At 64.6% G+C, this 17,216-nt stretch carries 19 protein-coding genes; 7 read left to right on the top strand and 12 right to left on the bottom strand.

Annotated elements, in window-relative coordinates:
* Positions 1-8: 8 nt before the first annotated feature.
* Positions 9-281 (bottom strand): (2Fe-2S)-binding protein, encoded by a 273-nt coding sequence (locus X265_RS09725; protein WP_128964621.1) that lies wholly within the window; start codon positions 279-281, stop codon positions 9-11.
* A gap of 167 nt (positions 282-448) precedes the next feature.
* Positions 449-745, bottom strand: coding sequence for a hypothetical protein (locus tag X265_RS09720; RefSeq protein ID WP_128964620.1), 297 nt, complete (start codon positions 743-745; stop codon positions 449-451).
* Positions 746-880: 135 nt separating this feature from the next.
* Here X265_RS09720 and X265_RS09715 point away from each other — a divergent pair, with 135 nt between their 5' ends.
* Together X265_RS09715 and X265_RS09710 are read left to right on the top strand one after the other, a co-directional pair.
* Entirely contained in the window at positions 881-1,204 is a 324-nt protein-coding gene (locus X265_RS09715) for a hypothetical protein (RefSeq protein WP_128964619.1), read from the top strand.
* Positions 1,205-1,416: 212 nt separating this feature from the next.
* Positions 1,417-1,701 carry a hypothetical protein gene (locus X265_RS09710; protein ID WP_128964618.1) on the top strand — a complete coding sequence of 95 codons (285 nt, stop codon included), beginning with the start codon at positions 1,417-1,419 and terminating at the stop codon, positions 1,699-1,701.
* Positions 1,702-1,781: 80 nt separating this feature from the next.
* Here X265_RS09710 and X265_RS09705 read toward each other — a convergent pair whose 3' ends face one another.
* Positions 1,782-3,008, bottom strand: coding sequence for a lytic murein transglycosylase (locus X265_RS09705; RefSeq protein ID WP_128964617.1), 1,227 nt, complete (start codon positions 3,006-3,008; stop codon positions 1,782-1,784).
* A gap of 7 nt (positions 3,009-3,015) precedes the next feature.
* Positions 3,016-4,665: an energy-dependent translational throttle protein EttA gene (gene ettA, locus X265_RS09700; RefSeq protein WP_128964616.1), complete on the bottom strand. Its 1,650-nt coding sequence runs from the start codon at positions 4,663-4,665 to the stop codon at positions 3,016-3,018.
* A 233-nt stretch (positions 4,666-4,898) separates the two neighbouring features.
* On the opposite strand from ettA, the gene X265_RS09695 reads away from it, so the two are divergent.
* Together X265_RS09695 and X265_RS09690 are read left to right on the top strand one after the other, a co-directional pair.
* Positions 4,899-5,114 (top strand): hypothetical protein, encoded by a 216-nt coding sequence (locus X265_RS09695; RefSeq protein ID WP_128964615.1) that lies wholly within the window; start codon positions 4,899-4,901, stop codon positions 5,112-5,114.
* A 124-nt stretch (positions 5,115-5,238) separates the two neighbouring features.
* A complete protein-coding gene (locus X265_RS09690) occupies positions 5,239-6,201 on the top strand; it encodes a D-2-hydroxyacid dehydrogenase family protein (RefSeq protein ID WP_128964614.1) in 963 nt (320 codons plus the stop codon).
* Positions 6,202-6,256: 55 nt separating this feature from the next.
* Here X265_RS09690 and X265_RS09685 read toward each other — a convergent pair whose 3' ends face one another.
* Positions 6,257-7,462 carry a L,D-transpeptidase gene (locus X265_RS09685; RefSeq protein ID WP_164938987.1) on the bottom strand — a complete coding sequence of 402 codons (1,206 nt, stop codon included), beginning with the start codon at positions 7,460-7,462 and terminating at the stop codon, positions 6,257-6,259.
* Between the two features lie 369 nt (positions 7,463-7,831).
* Here X265_RS09685 and X265_RS09680 point away from each other — a divergent pair, with 369 nt between their 5' ends.
* Positions 7,832-8,620, top strand: a complete 789-nt coding sequence (locus X265_RS09680; RefSeq protein WP_128964612.1) for a hypothetical protein — start codon at positions 7,832-7,834, stop codon at positions 8,618-8,620.
* 2 nt (positions 8,621-8,622) lie between these two features.
* Here X265_RS09680 and sseA read toward each other — a convergent pair whose 3' ends face one another.
* From sseA to X265_RS09665, 3 genes are all read right to left on the bottom strand, one after another.
* Positions 8,623-9,474, bottom strand: a complete 852-nt coding sequence (gene sseA, locus X265_RS09675; protein WP_128964611.1) for a 3-mercaptopyruvate sulfurtransferase — start codon at positions 9,472-9,474, stop codon at positions 8,623-8,625.
* A 136-nt stretch (positions 9,475-9,610) separates the two neighbouring features.
* Positions 9,611-10,024 carry a rhodanese-like domain-containing protein gene (locus tag X265_RS09670; RefSeq protein WP_128964610.1) on the bottom strand — a complete coding sequence of 138 codons (414 nt, stop codon included), beginning with the start codon at positions 10,022-10,024 and terminating at the stop codon, positions 9,611-9,613.
* A 32-nt stretch (positions 10,025-10,056) separates the two neighbouring features.
* Positions 10,057-11,232: a vWA domain-containing protein gene (locus X265_RS09665; RefSeq protein ID WP_128964609.1), complete on the bottom strand. Its 1,176-nt coding sequence runs from the start codon at positions 11,230-11,232 to the stop codon at positions 10,057-10,059.
* A gap of 123 nt (positions 11,233-11,355) precedes the next feature.
* On the opposite strand from X265_RS09665, the gene X265_RS09660 reads away from it, so the two are divergent.
* Complete coding sequence (locus X265_RS09660; protein ID WP_092297730.1) at positions 11,356-11,601, top strand: GlsB/YeaQ/YmgE family stress response membrane protein; 246 nt, start codon at positions 11,356-11,358, stop codon at positions 11,599-11,601.
* Between the two features lie 93 nt (positions 11,602-11,694).
* The gene (locus tag X265_RS09655; RefSeq protein ID WP_061027206.1) at positions 11,695-12,537 is read left to right on the top strand and encodes an AAA family ATPase; all 843 of its coding nucleotides are present in this window, start codon (positions 11,695-11,697) and stop codon (positions 12,535-12,537) included.
* 283 nt (positions 12,538-12,820) lie between these two features.
* On the opposite strand, the gene X265_RS09650 is transcribed toward X265_RS09655, so the two are convergent.
* From X265_RS09650 to X265_RS09635, 4 genes are all read right to left on the bottom strand, one after another.
* Positions 12,821-14,467 carry a GMC family oxidoreductase gene (locus X265_RS09650; protein WP_128964608.1) on the bottom strand — a complete coding sequence of 549 codons (1,647 nt, stop codon included), beginning with the start codon at positions 14,465-14,467 and terminating at the stop codon, positions 12,821-12,823.
* Positions 14,468-14,483: 16 nt separating this feature from the next.
* Positions 14,484-15,077 carry a GNAT family N-acetyltransferase gene (locus tag X265_RS09645; protein ID WP_128964607.1) on the bottom strand — a complete coding sequence of 198 codons (594 nt, stop codon included), beginning with the start codon at positions 15,075-15,077 and terminating at the stop codon, positions 14,484-14,486.
* Between the two features lie 111 nt (positions 15,078-15,188).
* Entirely contained in the window at positions 15,189-16,127 is a 939-nt protein-coding gene (locus X265_RS09640) for an SMP-30/gluconolactonase/LRE family protein (RefSeq protein WP_128964606.1), read from the bottom strand.
* Between the two features lie 136 nt (positions 16,128-16,263).
* On the bottom strand, positions 16,264-17,097 hold the full coding sequence (locus tag X265_RS09635) for an AraC family transcriptional regulator (protein ID WP_128964605.1): 834 nt from the start codon (positions 17,095-17,097) through the stop codon (positions 16,264-16,266).
* Positions 17,098-17,216 lie beyond the last annotated feature (119 nt).

Genomic DNA, 17,216 nt, shown 5'->3' with positions numbered 1-17,216 from the left:
CGTGAAATTCAGCAGGCCGCGAGGGCGAACTGGACGGGTTCAGCGATCTCATCGTTCGCAGCCACCGTGTGGCTGTGCGGGCAACCGGCGCAGCAGGACTGCGCACAGGGGCCAAGCGCTTCGTCGATGATGGTCTTGATGGTGCGCGCGCAACGGCCGCATTCGGCGCTACAGCCCAAACATCCATAGACCTGCTTGGCATGACGCACGGCATCGTCGGACTCGGCGACGGCGGCGCGGATGTCGTCATCGCTCAGCACGTTACAGGAACAAACGATCATGGAAGTGGTAGGCCCTTCGGTGATGCGCCATCATCGATATTGAACGGGCCGGCCCGATGCAAAAGGAAAAACCGGTATTTGAAGCTATTCCAAACTGGCCCGTTCATAGCCTAGAACGGCTCTAAAACAGGGCGTTGCGCTGGATCAAGGGGATACCCTGATCGGTCCTAGTCGCCGCCACCGCCTCCTCCACCGTCGCCGCCTCCGCCGCAATCGCCGCCCCCGCTGCTATCGCTGGACGAGCAGGTGCTGCCCTCGGTCGCGCTCCCGGAACTGTCGCTGGAAAACCAGCTTCCCAGCGAGAAACCGTCGTTCGGCGTATCTGAATAAGTGTCACCGCCTCCGCCGTCGCCGCCTGCTCTGGCGCGCGGACGCGGCGCTCGGCTCTGCAAATGGGTCATCAGGGCATAGCCGATCACGCCGACGGCCCCGAAGGCGATCAGGGCATCGGTGAGGATGTTCATCGTCGTCTCCTGGGCAAAAAGCCGTGCCTTCCAGCATTTGGTCGCACCCGGCCCACGAACCGTTCATTGATCGTTCAAGCGAAATATGGAACTTTGGCCGCAAGAGTTCCGCGTTCGCTGTGAAAGGTCGCTCCGATGAAGAAGATGCTTATGGCAGTCGCTGCCACCGCAACCCTGGTCCTGACGGCGGGAACGCCGGCCCATGCACAGCGCGGTGTCGCTGCCGGCGTGGCCGCGGGGATCATCGGCGGCGCCATCGTCGGCGGTGCGCTGGCGTCTCCGTATTATTACGGACCTGGACCGGGCTATTATGAACCCGGCTACTACCCGCCCCGCTACTACGCGCCGGGTCCCGGCTATCTCGCTGACGACTATTATGGCGGTGGCTGTGTCTGGCAGAAACAGCGCTTCTGGGACGGCTATGCCTGGCGCATCCGCCGCGTCCGGGTCTGCGGCTGAGTCCGTAGAGGGCCGGTTCGCTACGGAGGGGCCGTTCATCTCAGGGCCCGAAAAAGACCGCTTTTTCTCGTCACAGCTCCGTGTGCGTTTACCGTGGATTGACCATTTGCGCGCTTCCTAGCCACAAGGCCAATTCCATCAAAGTCTGCGTGAACCTTTGAACCCCGGACGCTCCTAACAAGGGACGTCCTTCTCCCAGGAGAGCCAAGAGCATGAAGAAGACTATTGTTGCCGCCCTCACGGTTGCGACGATCGCCGGTTCGCTGGTGACCGCCACGCCGTCCGCCCAGGCCCACGACGGCGTCGGTGCCGGCATCGCAGCCGGCCTGCTTGGCGGCGCGATCATTGGCGGCGCCATCGCCTCGAGCCGTCCCGCCTATGGCGGCCCGGTTTACGTCGCCGAGCCCGGCCCGCCGCCCCCGCCCTGCTACTGGCAGCGCCAGCGCTATTGGGACGGCTATGGCTGGGTCATCCGCCCGGTTCGCGTTTGCTACTGATCTGATCGCACGGCGCTTTTGGGCGCCCCGATCGAAGCCCGGTCGAGCACCCTCGACCGGGCTTTTCTTTTGGTCCCGCGCTATCGCGCAGCCTGGATCGAACGCAGCACCTCTTCGCTGGGCCAGCAATCGACCTTGAGACCTGCCGACTTCTGATAGGCGCCGAGCGCCGCACGGGTCTGCATGCCGGCCTTGCCGTCGACCTTGTCCTTGTAGAGCCCGACGCGCGTGAGCCCGCGCTGCATCGCCTCAACATCCCGAGTGCGCAATTGCTTCGATGCCGACCAGGGCGTCGCAAAGGGCAGCGGGCTCGTCATGCGATCGCTGAGATGGCCGACGAACAGCACGTAGAGGTCGGAGAAATTGTATTCCTTGATGACGAAGTAGTTCTTCGTCGCCAGGAACGACGGACCATAGATGCCTTCCGGCTGAAGCAACGAGGCCGGCTCCGCCTGCTCCGCGGCACTGAGCTTTTGCCCGCGCACCGGCACGAAGCCATCGCGCAACCACTGGCCGATCGGCTTCGTCACCTCCGGCACGCCCATCGTGCAATCGACCTTCGCCGGCGCCTGTACCTCGTAGGCCCAGCGCACCCCGCTCTGCCAGCCCTTGTTGACGAGCTGCTGCGCCGCGGACGCCAGCGCATCCGGCACCGAGTGCCAGATGTCGATGCGACCATCGCCGTCGAAATCGACGCCGTGCTTGTAATATTCGGACGGCAGGAACTGCGTGAGCCCGGTGGCGCCGGCCCAGGATGAGGTCAAGTCCTTGCGCGTGACCACACCCTCGCTGAGAATCTTCAGCGCGAGGATGAATTCATTGCGATAGGTATCCTTGCGCCGGCCGACATAGGCCTGCGTCGCGAGCACCCGGACGAGATCGTAAGGCAGTTTATAGCGGCCGTAATCGGTCTCGCGCCCCCAGATCGCGAGCATCACGGTGGCAGGCACGCCGGAGCTCTTCTCGATTTTCGCCAGCGCGGCGCTGTATTTCTGCAGCAGCCGTTGCCCCTCACCCGCGAGCCGCGCGATCGAAGCTTCCTTGATGTAGTCGGCCGGCACCTGCACGAACTCGGCCTGCGACGGCGCGCCGGTCGCGGGCCGTCCCGGCAGGATCAGGTCAGGCAGCTTGTAATCCGGGTCGAGCCCGCGCGTTTGCTCTTCGAAGGCCGCGCGCGATACACCCGCGGCCTGCGCTTCCGGCCAGAGCGAAGCAATGAACTGGGTGAACGCAGCATCGGCGGCGTGCGCGGACGACCAGCCGCAGGTGACCACGATCACCGCAGCGATGAGCGTCCGCCGCATCATGCCGCAATCACCGCGTCAGCTTCTTGTACTTCACGCGGTGCGGGATGATGCTGTCCTGGCCGAGCCGGCGCATCTTGTCCTTTTCGTAGTCCTGGAAGTTGCCTTCAAACCATTCAACGTGGCTGTCGCCTTCGAAGGCCAGAATGTGAGTCGCGATGCGGTCGAGAAACCAGCGATCGTGGCTGATGATGACGGCGCAGCCGGCGAAATCCTCCAGTGCCTCTTCGAGCGCGCGCAGCGTGTCGACGTCGAGGTCATTGGTCGGTTCGTCGAGCAGCAGCACGTTGGCGCCCGACTTCAGCATCTTGGCGAGGTGCACGCGGTTGCGTTCACCGCCCGAGAGCGCGCCGACCTTCTTTTGCTGGTCCGCGCCTTTGAAGTTGAATGCCGAGCAATAGCCGCGCGAGTTCACTTCCTTCTTGCCGAGCAGGATCAGCTCGTTGCCGCCTGAAATTTCCTCCCACACGGTCTTCTTGCCGTCGAGCGCATCGCGCGACTGGTCGACATAGCCGAGATGAACAGTCTCGCCGACCGTGATCGTACCGGCGTCGGGCTTTTCCTGGCCGGTGATCATCCTGAACAACGTGGTCTTGCCGGCGCCGTTGGGGCCGATCACACCGACGATGCCGCCGGGCGGCAGCTTGAAGGTGAGATTGTCGATCAGGAGACGATCGCCGAAGCCCTTGCTGAGGCCTTCGAAGTCGACGACGTTGGCGCCGAGCCGCTCGGCGACCGGGATGATGATCTGCGCGGTCTGGGTCTGCTTCTCGCTCGCCTTCTTGAGCAGCTCTTCATAGCGCTGGTAGCGCGCCTTGGATTTGGCCTGGCGTGCCTTCGGCGAGGATGCGACCCATTCCTGCTCGCGGGCCAGCGTCTTCTGGTGTGCGGCGTCCTCGCGGCCCTCCTGCTCCAGGCGCTTCTGTTTCTGCACCAGCCAGGACGAGTAATTGCCCTCGTAGGGGATGCCACGGCCGCGATCGAGCTCGAGGATCCAGCCCGTGACGTTGTCGAGGAAGTAGCGATCGTGGGTGACGATCAGAATGGCGCCGGGATAGTTGCGCAGATGGCCTTCGAGCCACGACACGGATTCGGCGTCGAGATGGTTGGTCGGCTCGTCCAGCAGCAGCAGCTCGGGCTGGTCGAGCAAGAGCCGGCACAAGGCGACGCGGCGGCGCTCGCCACCGGAAAGTTTCGTCACATCGGCATCGTCTGAAGGGCAGCGCAGCGCATCCATCGCCTGGTCGACCTTGCTGTCGAGATCCCAGAGGCCCTGGGCCTCGATCTCATCCTGCAGCTTGGTCATCTCGTCGGCGGTCTCGTCCGAATAGTTGACCGCAAGCTCGTTGTAGCGGTCGAGAATCGCCTTCTGCTTGGCGACGCCCTGCATGACATTCTCACGCACGGACAGCTTGGGATCGAGCTGCGGCTCCTGCTCGAGGTAACCGACGCGGGCGCCCTCGGCGACCCAGGCCTCGCCGGTGTACTCCTTGTCGAGCCCGGCCATGATCCTGAGCAGCGTCGATTTACCCGAGCCGTTGACGCCGAGTACGCCGATCTTGGCGTCCGGGTAGAAGCTCAGATGGATGTTATCGAGCACCTTCCGGGTCGGATAGCTCTTGGTCAGGCCCTGCATGAAATAGATGAACTGGCGCGCCATCGGTCCCGTGAAACCTTCGATTTGAGGAAATTTGCTTGCCGCCGATGTAGCGATCCCGCCCTGAAAGGGCAACGTTTTCCGTCCGTTCACCACGGATGAATACGGAACGGACACCATCCGGCCGCCGATCCGGACAATTGAAACCATCTTTTAATAAATCAAGCCAAAGCTCGGTTTCGCGCGGAAACAGCGCCACCCGCTCAGAATGACCGGGAGCACAGCGAGGCCGCATCATGGCTCTGATCGAGACCACCTCTCATCACGTTCCGGTAGAAGCCGGGCACGTCTCCGGGTTCGTCGCGGAGGTCAAGGGCTTCTGGAAGCGCTTCTTCACCACCGCCTTCAGCCCCTACCGGCCCGAACTGCACTACATGCGCGGCCCCGGCCCCGCCTGGCGCGCCAAGCATGGCATGGATGCGCCGATCCGGCTCAAGCCCCGCGACCGCTAGTCGCCGGCTGCGGATTTTTGAAGACGCAAGCTGCTTGCGCGCAGCCCCCAATGCGCGCAACCATGGCCCCGGTCCGACGGTGGCGCCCGCACGCGCCTTCACCCCTCGCCATGGATGAACGCTGATGAGCCGGCTGCGCTGTGCAATTCTCGACGACTATTTCAACCTCGCCCTCGACGTCGCCCAGTGGTCGAAGCTGTCCGACCGCGTCGACATCACCGTGTTCACCCACTCCTTCGCCTCCGAGCAGGCTACGGCCGGCGCGCTGGCGGATTTCGAGATCATCTGCGCGATGCGTGAGCGCACCGCGTTCCCCAAAGGCCTGTTCGACAAGCTGCCGAACCTGAAGCTGCTGCTCACGTCAGGCATGCGCAATGCCGCGATCGACATGGAGGCCGCCAAGGCAAAGGGCGTCGCGATCGGCGGCACGCAATACTCGCGCGACCCCACCGCGCCGCTGACCATGGGCCTGATCCTCGAACTGACCCGCGGCATCGGCCGCGAGAACGCGCGCATGCATGCCGGCGAGCCCTGGCAGACCTTTGCCGGCGTCGAGATCGAGGGCATGACGCTCGGCATCGTCGGCCTCGGCAAGCTCGGCACCAAGATGGCCGGCATTGCGAAGGCCTTCGGCATGAACGTGATCGCCTGGAGCCCGAACCTGACACCGGAGAAGTGTGCGGGCGCGGGCGTCGGCTACGCCACCAAGGAGGAGCTGTTCGCCAAGGCCGACATCATCACCATCCATGTGGTGCTGAGTGAGCGTTCGCGGGGCCTGGTCAGCCGTGCGGATCTCGCGCGGATGAAGCCGACGGCCTTCCTCGTCAACACCGCGCGCGGGCCGATCGTCGACGAGCAGGCGCTGCTCGAGGCCTTGCAACAGAAGAAGATCGCCGGGGCCGGCCTTGACGTGTTCTCAGTCGAACCGCTGCCGGTGGATCATCCCTTCCGCAAGCTCGACAATCTCGTGCTGACGCCACACCTCGGCTACGCGACCGAAGACGGGCTGCGCATGCATTACGCCCAGATGGTCGAGGCGATCGATGCCTGGACCAACGGCGGTGAGTTGCCGCGCAAGCTCGCCTGAAACGACGAAGGGCGCGCCGACGGCACGCCCTTCGCAATCTCAATGATCTCCGCGCTCAGCGCACGGTGACCGGCGCGGGCAACGGCGGCACCACGGTCGGCTGGGTCCCTGGAACCGGGCCGGCCTGGGCGGCCATCGGAGCCGGACCAGCAGCGCCCGGCGTCGGCGCCGCGGAAGCCGTCGCCGTTCCCGGCGCCGGACCGCCCGGCAGCACCACGACGCGGGTGCCGACCTTGACGCGATCGAACAGGTCCGAGACGTCCTCGTTCAGCATGCCGATGCAGCCGGAGGAGACGAACTTGCCGATCGTCGAGGGCTGGTTGGTGCCGTGGATACGGTAGACGGTCGAGCCGAGATACATGGCGCGGGCGCCGAGCGGATTGCCTTCGCCGCCGGCCATGAAGCGCGGCAGATAGGGCTGGCGCTCGATCATTTCCGCCGGCGGATGCCAATCCGGCCACTCGGCCTTGCGGGTGATCTTCTGCACGCCGGTCCAGGTGAAGCCGTCGCGGCCGACACGGACGCCGTAGCGGATCGCGCGGCCATTGCCGAGGACGTAATAGAGGTAGGTGTTCGGCGTATCGACCACGATGGTGCCGGCGGGCTCCTTGGTTTGGAACGCGACTTCCTGGCGGCGCAGGTTCGGAGACAGCTGCGCTGGCGCGGCGTCGGGCTGCTCCTCGGGCGGCAGCGAAGCAACCGACATCGGCCGGCCACCGGCGCCGGGTTGCGGCGAGACCGCTCCGGTCGCAGCCGGGCCGCTAACGGCCTCGGGCGGACGCATGCCGTCGTTAGCGGGCGCCTGGCCCGGACGGTCGGCATAGATCACCGGAGGCGGAGCCGCGGGGCGGCCGTAACGGGGATCGTCGGGCGACATCACCGGCCCTTGCGGCGGCGCGGCGGAATAAACCGGCGGCGCGCCAGCCGGACGGCCGTAGCGAGGATCATCCGGCGACATCACGGGGCCCTGCGGCGGGGCAGCGGAGTAGACCGGGGGACCACCGGCCGGGCGTCCGTAGCGCGGATCGTCCGGCGAAGTGATCGGGCCGTTCGGCCCCGGCGGCGGCAGCGCAGCCTGCGGCGCCGCGTCGTCATCATCTTCCAGCGCGTCGAAATTCGGCGTGCGGTCACCGGGCCGGTATTCAGCGGGGGCGCCGTAACTCGGCGCCTGCTGGACCGGATAGCTCTGGGCCTGCACAAGCGAGGTTCCCGCCGCAGCGACCGTTGCGGCAGCGCATATCGTCAGAAAATGTTTGATCATCATCGCTCTTGTGTCGTCCCCGGGCCCCGTCCAGGCCGTCATGGGCCAGATGACCGAAGATAGCGGCACATTCAAGACACAACAGGCTGATTTGTGCCTGATTTTGCGATTTGTGATGCAATCGCACACAGTTGCCCCGTTGCATCACGGGGCGGAAATCGCATCACGCCGTAGAATGCCGGAGTTCTCCACCCCGTTTTTTACGGAACGGCGCGGAGACGTTGCGATATGTTCGAATCAGCCTGATTCGCCACCGCTTTGAGCTCGAATCCCCCGCGTGGCGAACGCGGCAAGCAGTACCGTCACCGCGTTCAGATGGCTCATGGGCCCCGGCCATACGCCGCCGGGGCGGAAATTCGTAACCCTTCGATGCTTCCCGGCTTCCGCTTCCTGCTTGGCGCGATCCTGCTGTCTACCTCCATCCTGGTGTTCGGCTTGGGCGCCGCCTCGCTGCTCCGGGCGACCCACGAGCAGTATGTCAATAACCCGGCCTGGCGGAACGGTCCGCAGGAGCAGGTGTTCGCGCAAGCGCCCGAACCGGCCCGGCCGGTGCTCGCAGCGTTGCGCGTTGAGCCGGTCGCGCAGGTCCCCGATGAGGCGACACCTGCGATGCAGGACCAGATCCCGAGCATCGCCCTGCCCGCCGTCGAGACCGATCCCGCGCAGATGGCCGCGGTGACGCTCGAATCCCAACCTGAGGCTCAGGTCGCGGCGATCGCGCCGGCTGTGGAGACGGCTCCGCCCGCCACCGAAGCACCGGTCCCCGAGCCGGCCAAGATTGAGGCTGCTTCTCCCGCGCCGACCGACACGCTCGCCACGGCCGACACGACCGTTTCCATCGCCGCGCCGCCGCCGGCCCCGGCAATGTCCGCCACCGACGTGCCGCGAACCGCGACACCGGCATTGGCCTCGCGCGTGAACGACATGGCCGCCGCCCGCTTAGCTGCGCTGAACGAGCTTGCGGCCACGGCCAGCAAGGATCCGCCGGCGAGGCCCAAGGCCGACAGCGCTAGGCCAGAAAGCAAGCCGCGCGCGCACAAGCCGAAGAAGCGTCACCGCGTCGTTCGGCGCCCACCGCCGCAGCAGATCCAGCAGGCACTCGACCCGTTCGGCCAGCCACAGCAGACGCTCGCCACGACGGCCACTCGCGCGCGCTGACCTTACGCCGGCCCCGTCGCGATCGGCGGGCCCTTCTCCTGGCCCCATTCCGACCATGAGCCGTCGTAGAGCGCGGTGTCGGTGATCCCCAGGCGATAAAGCGCGAGCGTCAGCACGCCTGCCGAGACGCCGGAGCCGCAGCTCGTCACGATCGGTGCATCGAGCTTGACGCCGGCATTCACGAAGGCTGCGCGGAGATCCTCGAGCGGCTTCATGATGCCGGTCGGGGCATCGAACAGCAGATTGTAGGGTACGTTGCGCGCGCGGGGGATGTGGCCGGAACGGATGCCTGCACGCGGCTCGGGCGCGCGGCCTTCGAAACGATCGGCGGCGCGGGCGTCGATCACCTGCTCGGCAGGGCTTTCGAGATTCGCAATCAGCTGCTGCATGCTGCGCACGCGCCTCGGATCGAAGCTCGCCTTGAAGCTTGCGGGCTTCGGCTTCACTTCACCGCCCTCGACAGGGCGCCCCTCTGCGCGCCATTTCTTCAAGCCGCCGTTGAGGATGCGCACATTGCTGTGTCCGAAGGCCAGGAACATCCACCACGCGCGCGGCGCGGCGACCCAGCCGCCGGCATCGTAGATAACGACGGTGTCTGTGTCGGAGATGCCGAGATTGCCGACATCGCGGCCGAACTGCTCGGCGCTCGGATACATGTGCGGCAGCGGGTTGGAATGGTCCGACACCGCATCGACGTCGAAGAACACGGCGCCCGGCAGATGCGCGGCGAGATAGTCATCCTTCGGCAGCGGCAGCACGCCCGGCAGCTTGAAGCTGGCGTCGAGCACCCGAACGTTGGCATCGTTGACGTGGGCGGCGAGCCATTCGGTGGAAACGAGGGGATCGGTGGTCATGCTACGTCTTTCTTGTCATTCCGGGACGCGCGCAGCACGAGCCGGAATCCATCGTGCGGCAGCGTTGGTAGATGAATGGATTCCGGGCTCGCGACCTCGTCGCGCCCCGGAATGACGAGTGGAGAGAGCGAGGCCCTCACCCCTTCTTCTTCGGCTCCCACTTCTCCGTCGGGCCGCCGGCATCGCGCCAGGCGGCGTAGCCGCCGGCGATGTGGGCGACGGGCTTGAGGCCCATGTCCTGCGCAGTCTTGGCCGCAAGCGCGGAGCGCAGGCCGCCGGCGCAGTGGAACACGAACTTCTTGTCTTCCTGGAAGATCGGCTTTGCATACGGGCTCTGCGGATCGATCCAGAATTCGAGCATGCCGCGGGTGCAGGAGAACGCGCCGGGAATGCGGCCGTCGCGCTCGATCTCGCGGGGGTCTCTGATATCGACGATGACGACGTCGCCGTTCTTGGAGATCTCGATGGCCTCCTTGGCGGAGAGCGTCTCGATCTCGGCATTGGCCTCGTCGATCAGCGCCTTGATGCCGCGGGTGATGTTTTGGGGCATATGGTTCTCCCTCTTGTCGGCCGCGCGTGGAGCTAGTGCGTCAATTCCTTCATCGCATTCTCCAGACCCTCGATCGTGATCGGGTACATGCGATTGGCGAAAATACGTTTGATGATCGTGGTGGATTCCGAATAGTCCCAGTGCTTCTGGGCAACCGGATTGAGCCACACCGTGTGCGGATAGGTGCGGATGATGCGATCGAGCCAGACCGAGCCCGGCTCCTCGTTGACGTGCTCGACCGAGCCGCCGGGCACCATGATCTCGTAGGGCGACATCGAGGCGTCACCGACGAACACGACCTTGTAGTCGTGCGGGTATTTGTGCAGCACGTCCCAGGTCGGCGTGCGGTCGGTGAAGCGGCGCTTGTTCTGCTTCCACACGCCCTCGTAGAGGCAGTTGTGGAAGTAGAAATACTCCATGTGCTTGAACTCGCTCTTCGCCGCCGAGAACAGCTCCTCGACCTGCTCGATATGCGAATCCATGGAGCCGCCGATGTCGAAGAACACCAAGAGCTTCACCGCATTGCGCCGCTCGGGGCGCATGTGGACGTCGAGATAGCCGTGATTGGCGGTCTCGCGAATGGTGGTGTCGAGATCGAGCTCGTCGGGCGCACCGGTGCGCGCGAACTTGCGCAGGCGGCGCAGCGCCACCTTGATGTTGCGAATGCCGAGCTCGACATTGCCGTCGAGATCCTTGAACTCGCGTTTGTCCCACACCTTCACGGCGCGGTTGTTGCGGTTCTTCTCCTGACCGATGCGCACGCCTTCGGGATTGTAGCCATGCGCGCCGAACGGCGAGGTCCCGGCGGTGCCGATCCATTTCGAGCCGCCCTGATGTCGGCCCTTCTGTTCCTCGAGGCGCTTCTTCAACGTCTCCATGAGCTTGTCCCAGCCCATCGCCTCGATCTGCTTCTTCTCCTCCTCGCTGAGATATTTCTCGGCGAGCTTCTTCAGCCACTCCTCGGGGATCTCCGCCTTCTCCATGGCATCGAGCAGGCTTTCCAGACCCTTGAACACCGTACCGAAGACGCGGTCGAACTTGTCGAGATTGCGCTCGTCCTTCACCAGCGAGGCGCGCGAAAGATAGTAGAAATTCTCGACCGAATAGTCGCCGAGGTCAGCGTCGAGCGCCTCCATCAGCGTGAGGTATTCGCGCAGCGTCACGGGGACCTGCGCATCGCGCAGAGAAGTGAAGAATTGCAGGAACATGGCTGACAGATTGCCCGTCGGGTGGCGAACGTCAAGGGGCGGAGACCGGCGTTCCACGCTGGACCGGGAGGCTTTTTCCTCTAGAATTGCCCGCTTCAACGGGATGTTTGGGGGACGTTTGCAATGGGAATTATCGCAGCACTGATCATCGGCGCGATCGCCGGCTGGCTTGCCGGCAAGATTGTCCACGGGGCGGGATTTGGGCTGATCGGCAACATCGTGGTCGGCATCATCGGCGCGCTGGTGGCGAGCTGGGTGCTGCCGCAGCTGCACATCGAGCTCGCCACCGGCACGTTCGGCGCCATCGTCGATGCCACGATCGGCGCGGTGATTGTGCTGGTGATCCTTTCGCTGATAAGACGGGTCTGAAAGCCTGACCGAACCAGGAACGGCCGCCATCCGCGGCCGTTCCCTTGTCGCGACCGGGACAGAGCTCCGGACGACGACCAACAAGGACGCGAAATGAAATTTACGGGCACCAAGGATTATGTTGCGACCGACGATCTCAAGGTCGCCGTCAACGCCTCGATCGTGCTGGAGCGCCCGCTCCTGGTGAAGGGCGAGCCCGGCACCGGCAAGACGGTGCTGGCGGAGGAAGTGGCGAAAGCGCTGAACGCGCCGCTGCTGACCTGGCACATCAAGTCCACCACCAAGGCGCAGCAGGGCCTCTACGAATACGATGCCGTGTCGCGCCTGCGCGACAGCCAGCTCGGCGACAGCAGGGTGTCCGACATCAAGAACTACATCAAGCGCGGCAAGCTGTGGGAAGCCTTCACCGCCGAGCAGCGCCCGGTGCTCTTGATCGACGAGATCGACAAGGCCGACATCGAATTCCCGAACGATCTTCTGCTCGAACTCGACCGCATGGAATTCCATGTCTACGAGACCGGGGAGACCATCAAGGCCAAGCAGCGCCCGATCATGATGATCACCTCCAACAACGAGAAGGAGCTGCCGGACGCCTTCCTGCGCCGCTGCTTCTTCCACTACATCAAGTTCCCCGACGCCGACACAATGGGCCGCATCGTCGACGTCCACTTCCCCGGCATCAAGAAGCGTCTGGTGGAAGAAGCGCTGCGCATCTTCTTCGAGGTCCGCGAGGTGCCCGGCTTGAAGAAGAAGCCGTCGACGTCGGAGCTGCTCGACTGGCTCAAGCTGCTGCTCAACGAAGACATGAGCGTCGAGCAACTGCGCGAACGCGACCCACGCAAACTGATCCCGCCGCTGCACGGCGCGCTGCTCAAGAACGAGCAGGACGTGCATCTGTTCGAGCGGCTGGCGTTCTTGAGCCGACGGGAAGTTTGAGGCACGCGGCTAGTCACACTGCCGGTGTCGTCCTGGCGAAAGCCAGGACCCATGCCGCATGCTCTATCGATTGCTGATCGTCGGAGTACCGAACAGTTTTCGCAAAACCCTCCCTGGGTAACGGGTCCTGGCTTTCGCCAGGACGACGCCAGAGAAGCATTCGCGGCTCTGTTTACATCGTCATTGCCGAGGGGCGACGGCGTCGCTCTCCGACTCGCGTGCTCATGTGACTACGACGTATTAGGGTGGGTTTGGGTCAGCCTTACCCACCCTACCAAGTGCCCTACGCCACCGCGGCGTCCGGAATTCTTGCGGCTTCCATGGGTGCCTTGCCACGGATCAGGTCCGAGGCGCGGTCGGCGATCATCATGGTCGAGGCGTTGAGGTTGGCCGAGATCATGCGGGGCATGACCGAGGCGTCGATCACCCGCAACCCTTCGAGGCCGTGGACGCGGAGCTGGTCGTCGACGACGGCCCAGGTCGAATCCGCCGGGCCCATGCGGCAGGTACAGCCGGGGTGGAAGGTGGTGGTGCCGCGCTCGGTGGCGGCGTGCAAGAATTCGTCGTCGCTGTTGACGTTGGGGCCGGGGAAATCCTCATAGGCGTAATAGGGCGACAGCGGCGCGGACTTCAAAAGGCGCCGCGCGAGCTTCATGCCGCCGACGATGACGCGGCGATCGAGCTCGGCATCAAGATAATTGGTCTGGATGATCGGCGGCGCAAAGGGATCTGACGAGCGGATATGGACATAGCCGCGGCTCTCCGGGCGCTGCTGCCAGGAGGCGACCGTCATGCCGGGTTCGTCCTCGAGCTGGCCCTGCACGCCTTCCTTGTAAGAAGCCGGCGTGAAGGTGAGTTGCAGGTCGGAGCTCTCGGCGCTCTCGCCGGAATGCCAGAAGCAATAGACCATGGTCGGTGACAGCGAGAGCAGGCCCTTGCGCTGGGTAGCCCATTTCATCGCCTCGACCCAGAGACGCCAGCCGCGGCGAAGCTCGTTGATGGTCTTGATGTCCTTGACGCGCGCCACGGTGCGCGGCGCATAGTGGTCCTGCAGCCCTTCGCCGACCGGCAGCGCGTGGCGCACCGCGATCCCGTGCTGCTGCAACAGATCGGGCGAGCCGATGCCGGAGAGTTGCAAGAGCTGGGGCGAATTATAGGTGCCGCCGGAGAGGATCACTTCCTTGTTGGCACGTACTTCGACAGGCGTTCCGCCGCGGCCGCCCTTCATGTAGCGCACGCCGACGGCGCGCTTGCCCTCGAAGATGATCTCGGTCGCGTGCGCATGGGTGTGCACATGCACGTTCGGCCGCTTCATCGCGGGCTTGAGGAACGCGGTTGCTCCGGAGACGCGGAGGCCGTTGTTGATGGTGCGCTGGCAGTAAGACACCCCCTCTTGCGTCTTGCCGTTGTAGTCGGGGTTGCGCGGGATGCCGAGCGAGACCGCGCCTTCCATGAAGGCCTCGCAGAGCGGATCGCGCCAGTCCATGGTGGTGACGGTGAGGCTGCCCTCGCGGCCGCGATAGAGCGCCTCACCCTCGCCGACCCGCTTCTCCAGCCGCCGGAAGTAGGGCAGCACGTCGGCATAGCTCCAGCCGCGATTGCCCATCTGCGCCCAGGTGTCGAAATCCATGCGCTGGCCGCGATTGTAGATGTGACCGTTGATCGAGGACGAGCCGCCGAGCGTCTTGCCGCGCGGCGCGTAGATGCTGCGCCCGCCGGTGTAGGGGCCCGGCTCCTGCTGGTAAGCCCAGTTGATGCTCTTCATGTGGAAGGTCTTGATGAAACCTGCCGGCAGATGGATGTAGGGGTGCCAGTCGGAAGGCCCCGCCTCCAGCACGCAGACGCTGACATCAGGATCTTCGCTGAGCCTGGAGGCGAGAATGCAACCGGCAGAGCCCGCGCCGATGATCACATAGTCGAATCTATCCATGGTGCCTCGGCCGCCCCTAGCGCGGCTTGTCGTTGAGTTGATATTCCAGATGCGCCTTCACTGTCGGCCATTCAGCCGCGGTGATGCTGTATACGACGGTGTCGCGCAGGGTGCCGTTCGGCGCGACCTGGTGACTGCGCAGGATGCCGTCCTGCTTGGCGCCCAGGCGCTCGATGGCGCGGCGGCTCTGATGGTTGAAAAAATGCGTGCGGAATTCCACCGCGATGCAATTCAGCGTCTCGAAGGCGTGCCGAAGCAAAAGCAGCTTGCACTGGGTGTTGAGCGGGCCGCGCTGCGCGCTCTTGCCGTACCAGGTCGAGCCGATCTCGACGCGGCGGTTGTTGGCGTCGATGTTCATATAAGTCGTCATGCCGACGATGTTGCCGCCAGCGTCGAAGACCGTGAACGGCAGCATGGAGCCTGCGGCCTGCAGGCCCAGGCGGCGGTCGATCTCCTTGCCCATGTTCTCCGGCAGCGGGATTGCCGTGTACCAGAGCTTTGACAGCTCGCCGTCCTTCACCGCCTCCGTCAGGCCCGGAAGATGCTCTTTCGACAGCGGCTCGAGACGAGCGTGCTGTCCGCGCAGGGTGATGGGATCAGGCCAGGGCATTGAAGTCTCTCTCCGTTGTCATGGCGAGCGAAGCGAAGCAATCCAGACTAACTCCGCAGAGGCATTCCTGGATTGCTTAGCTCCGCTCGCAACGACGGTCACTAGCACCGTTTACTTGTTTAGGAAATTGAGAGGTAAACCACTGCGCGGCCAATCCATGGCGACGAGCTCGCCCTTGCCCGAGAGCGTGATATAAGCAGTCTTCAGCTCGGGGCCGCCGAAGGCGATGTTGGTGGTGACGCGATCGCCGGTCGGGACCTGCTCGACCAGGGTGCCGTCGGGTGCGATCACCGAGATGCAGCCTGAGACCAGCGTGGCGACGCAGACATTGCCGTTCGCCTCGACCGCGAGCGAGTCGAACATCTGGTAACCGCCGAGGCCGCAGATCGGCTTGCCGCGTTCGCCGCGATAGATCACGTCGCGCGGCTTCAGCGTGCCGGGCGCGGAGAGCTCATAGGCCCAGAGCCGGCCGGTCGGCGTCTCCGCGATGTAGACGATGTTCTCGTCCGGCGAGAGGCCAATGCCGTTGGCCGGCAATATGCCGTGCACGACCTCGACGATCTCGGTCATGCCGGGCTTGAGATAGTATATGCCGCCGACATCCATCTCGCGCGCCCGGCGCTTGCCGAGATCGGAGAACCACAGGCCGCCTTGCTTGTCGAACACGAGATCATTCGGCCCGCGCAGGTCGTGCTCGCCGCATCTGGTGACGATGGTCTCGACCTTGCCCGTTTGCAGATCGACGCGCTGGATCGAGCCGCCGAGATAATCCTCCGGCTGCGGGCCCGGCATGATCATGTTGCGGGTCGGGATCCAGGAGAAACCGCCGTTGTTGCAGATGTAGATCTTGCCGTCAGGTCCGAGCGCGGCGCCGTTGGGTCCGCCCGGCACCTTCGCGACGATCTCCTTGCGACCGTCGGGATAAACGCGGGTCAGGCGCTGTCCCCGGATTTCCACCAACACCACCGAGCCATCGGGCATCACGACCGGCCCTTCGGGAAATTCGAGGTCGGTCGCGAGAACGCGGACGTTGGGCGTGGCAGTGGACATTTGGGGCCCTCCCGGCTTGCTTGTTATGGCTTACGCGGGATGTCCGGCACGGGCCCCGCTGGCAAGGTTTGCCAGCGGTTATGACAAAGTCGCTTCCGCTTGCCAAGCAAGCGGGACGGTATGCCAGCGTTGCGCGTTACTCTCGCACCGGCAACCAGATTTCAAGCCCGCCATTGCCGGTCACAGGATCGAACGTCTCGTCGTAGCGCTCGAAGTTCGGCGCGTCCGCGGCGTTCAGGCCGGAGGCCGGCAACCACTGATTCCAGATTGCGCTGACCGTGCGGCGGATCGAGGAGATATGCTCCGAATGGGTGAAGACCGCATAGCGCTGCTCGGGAATGCGGATACGGCCGAAGCGGCGCGGCAGGCCGGAGAAATCGGCGACCTCGACGCCCGCGATGTAATCTAGATTTCCGGCATCGTCGCCATTGCAACAGACGCCGTAGGCGAGCTTGCCGATGCGCGCGGGGATATCGGCGACCTCCTGGTGGAAGCGCTGCCACAGGCCGGGAATGGCCGCACCGTTGTCGCAGGAGATGCGCTCGGCGGGACCGGCAACGAGGAAAGCCTTGGCCGTTTCGAAACGCGGGGCTTTGAGATTGTCTGACATGGTGGAGTCCATGAGGATCGGCTCCTGCAGCTTGAGATGACCGGTGCATTTCGCGGCCCTGACCGCTTCGGGCGTGGTGCCGAACTGGTCGCGGAACGCGCGGGTGAATGCCTCGTGCGAGCCGTAATCCGCCTCCAGCGCGATGCTGAGGATGTCCGGTGCGCCTTTCGCAAGACTGCGCGCCGCTTCCGTCAGCCGCCGAGCGCGCGCGTAACGCATCACCGGATAACCGGTGGCCGCGGCAAACGCGCGCACGATGTGGAACCGCGACACGCCTGACATCGCGGCGATCTCGTCGAGCGTCATCGGCTCGGCCAGATGGCTCTCGATGTACCAGAGCGCGCGCTGGGCTGGGTTCATGGGTCACGGCTCTCGTTCGAAGCGGGGGGATGATGCGCCGTCATCGCGCGCCGCGCTTGATCAGGATTGCTCTCGGGCCCGAATGCCAAAATCGGAGGGTGGGCAAAGGCGCGCAAGCG

The organism is Bradyrhizobium guangdongense, assembly GCF_004114975.1.
GTDB lineage: Bacteria > Pseudomonadota > Alphaproteobacteria > Rhizobiales > Xanthobacteraceae > Bradyrhizobium > Bradyrhizobium guangdongense.
Note: the sequence above shows the minus strand (reverse complement) of the source record. Positions and strands in the feature narration are given on the sequence as shown.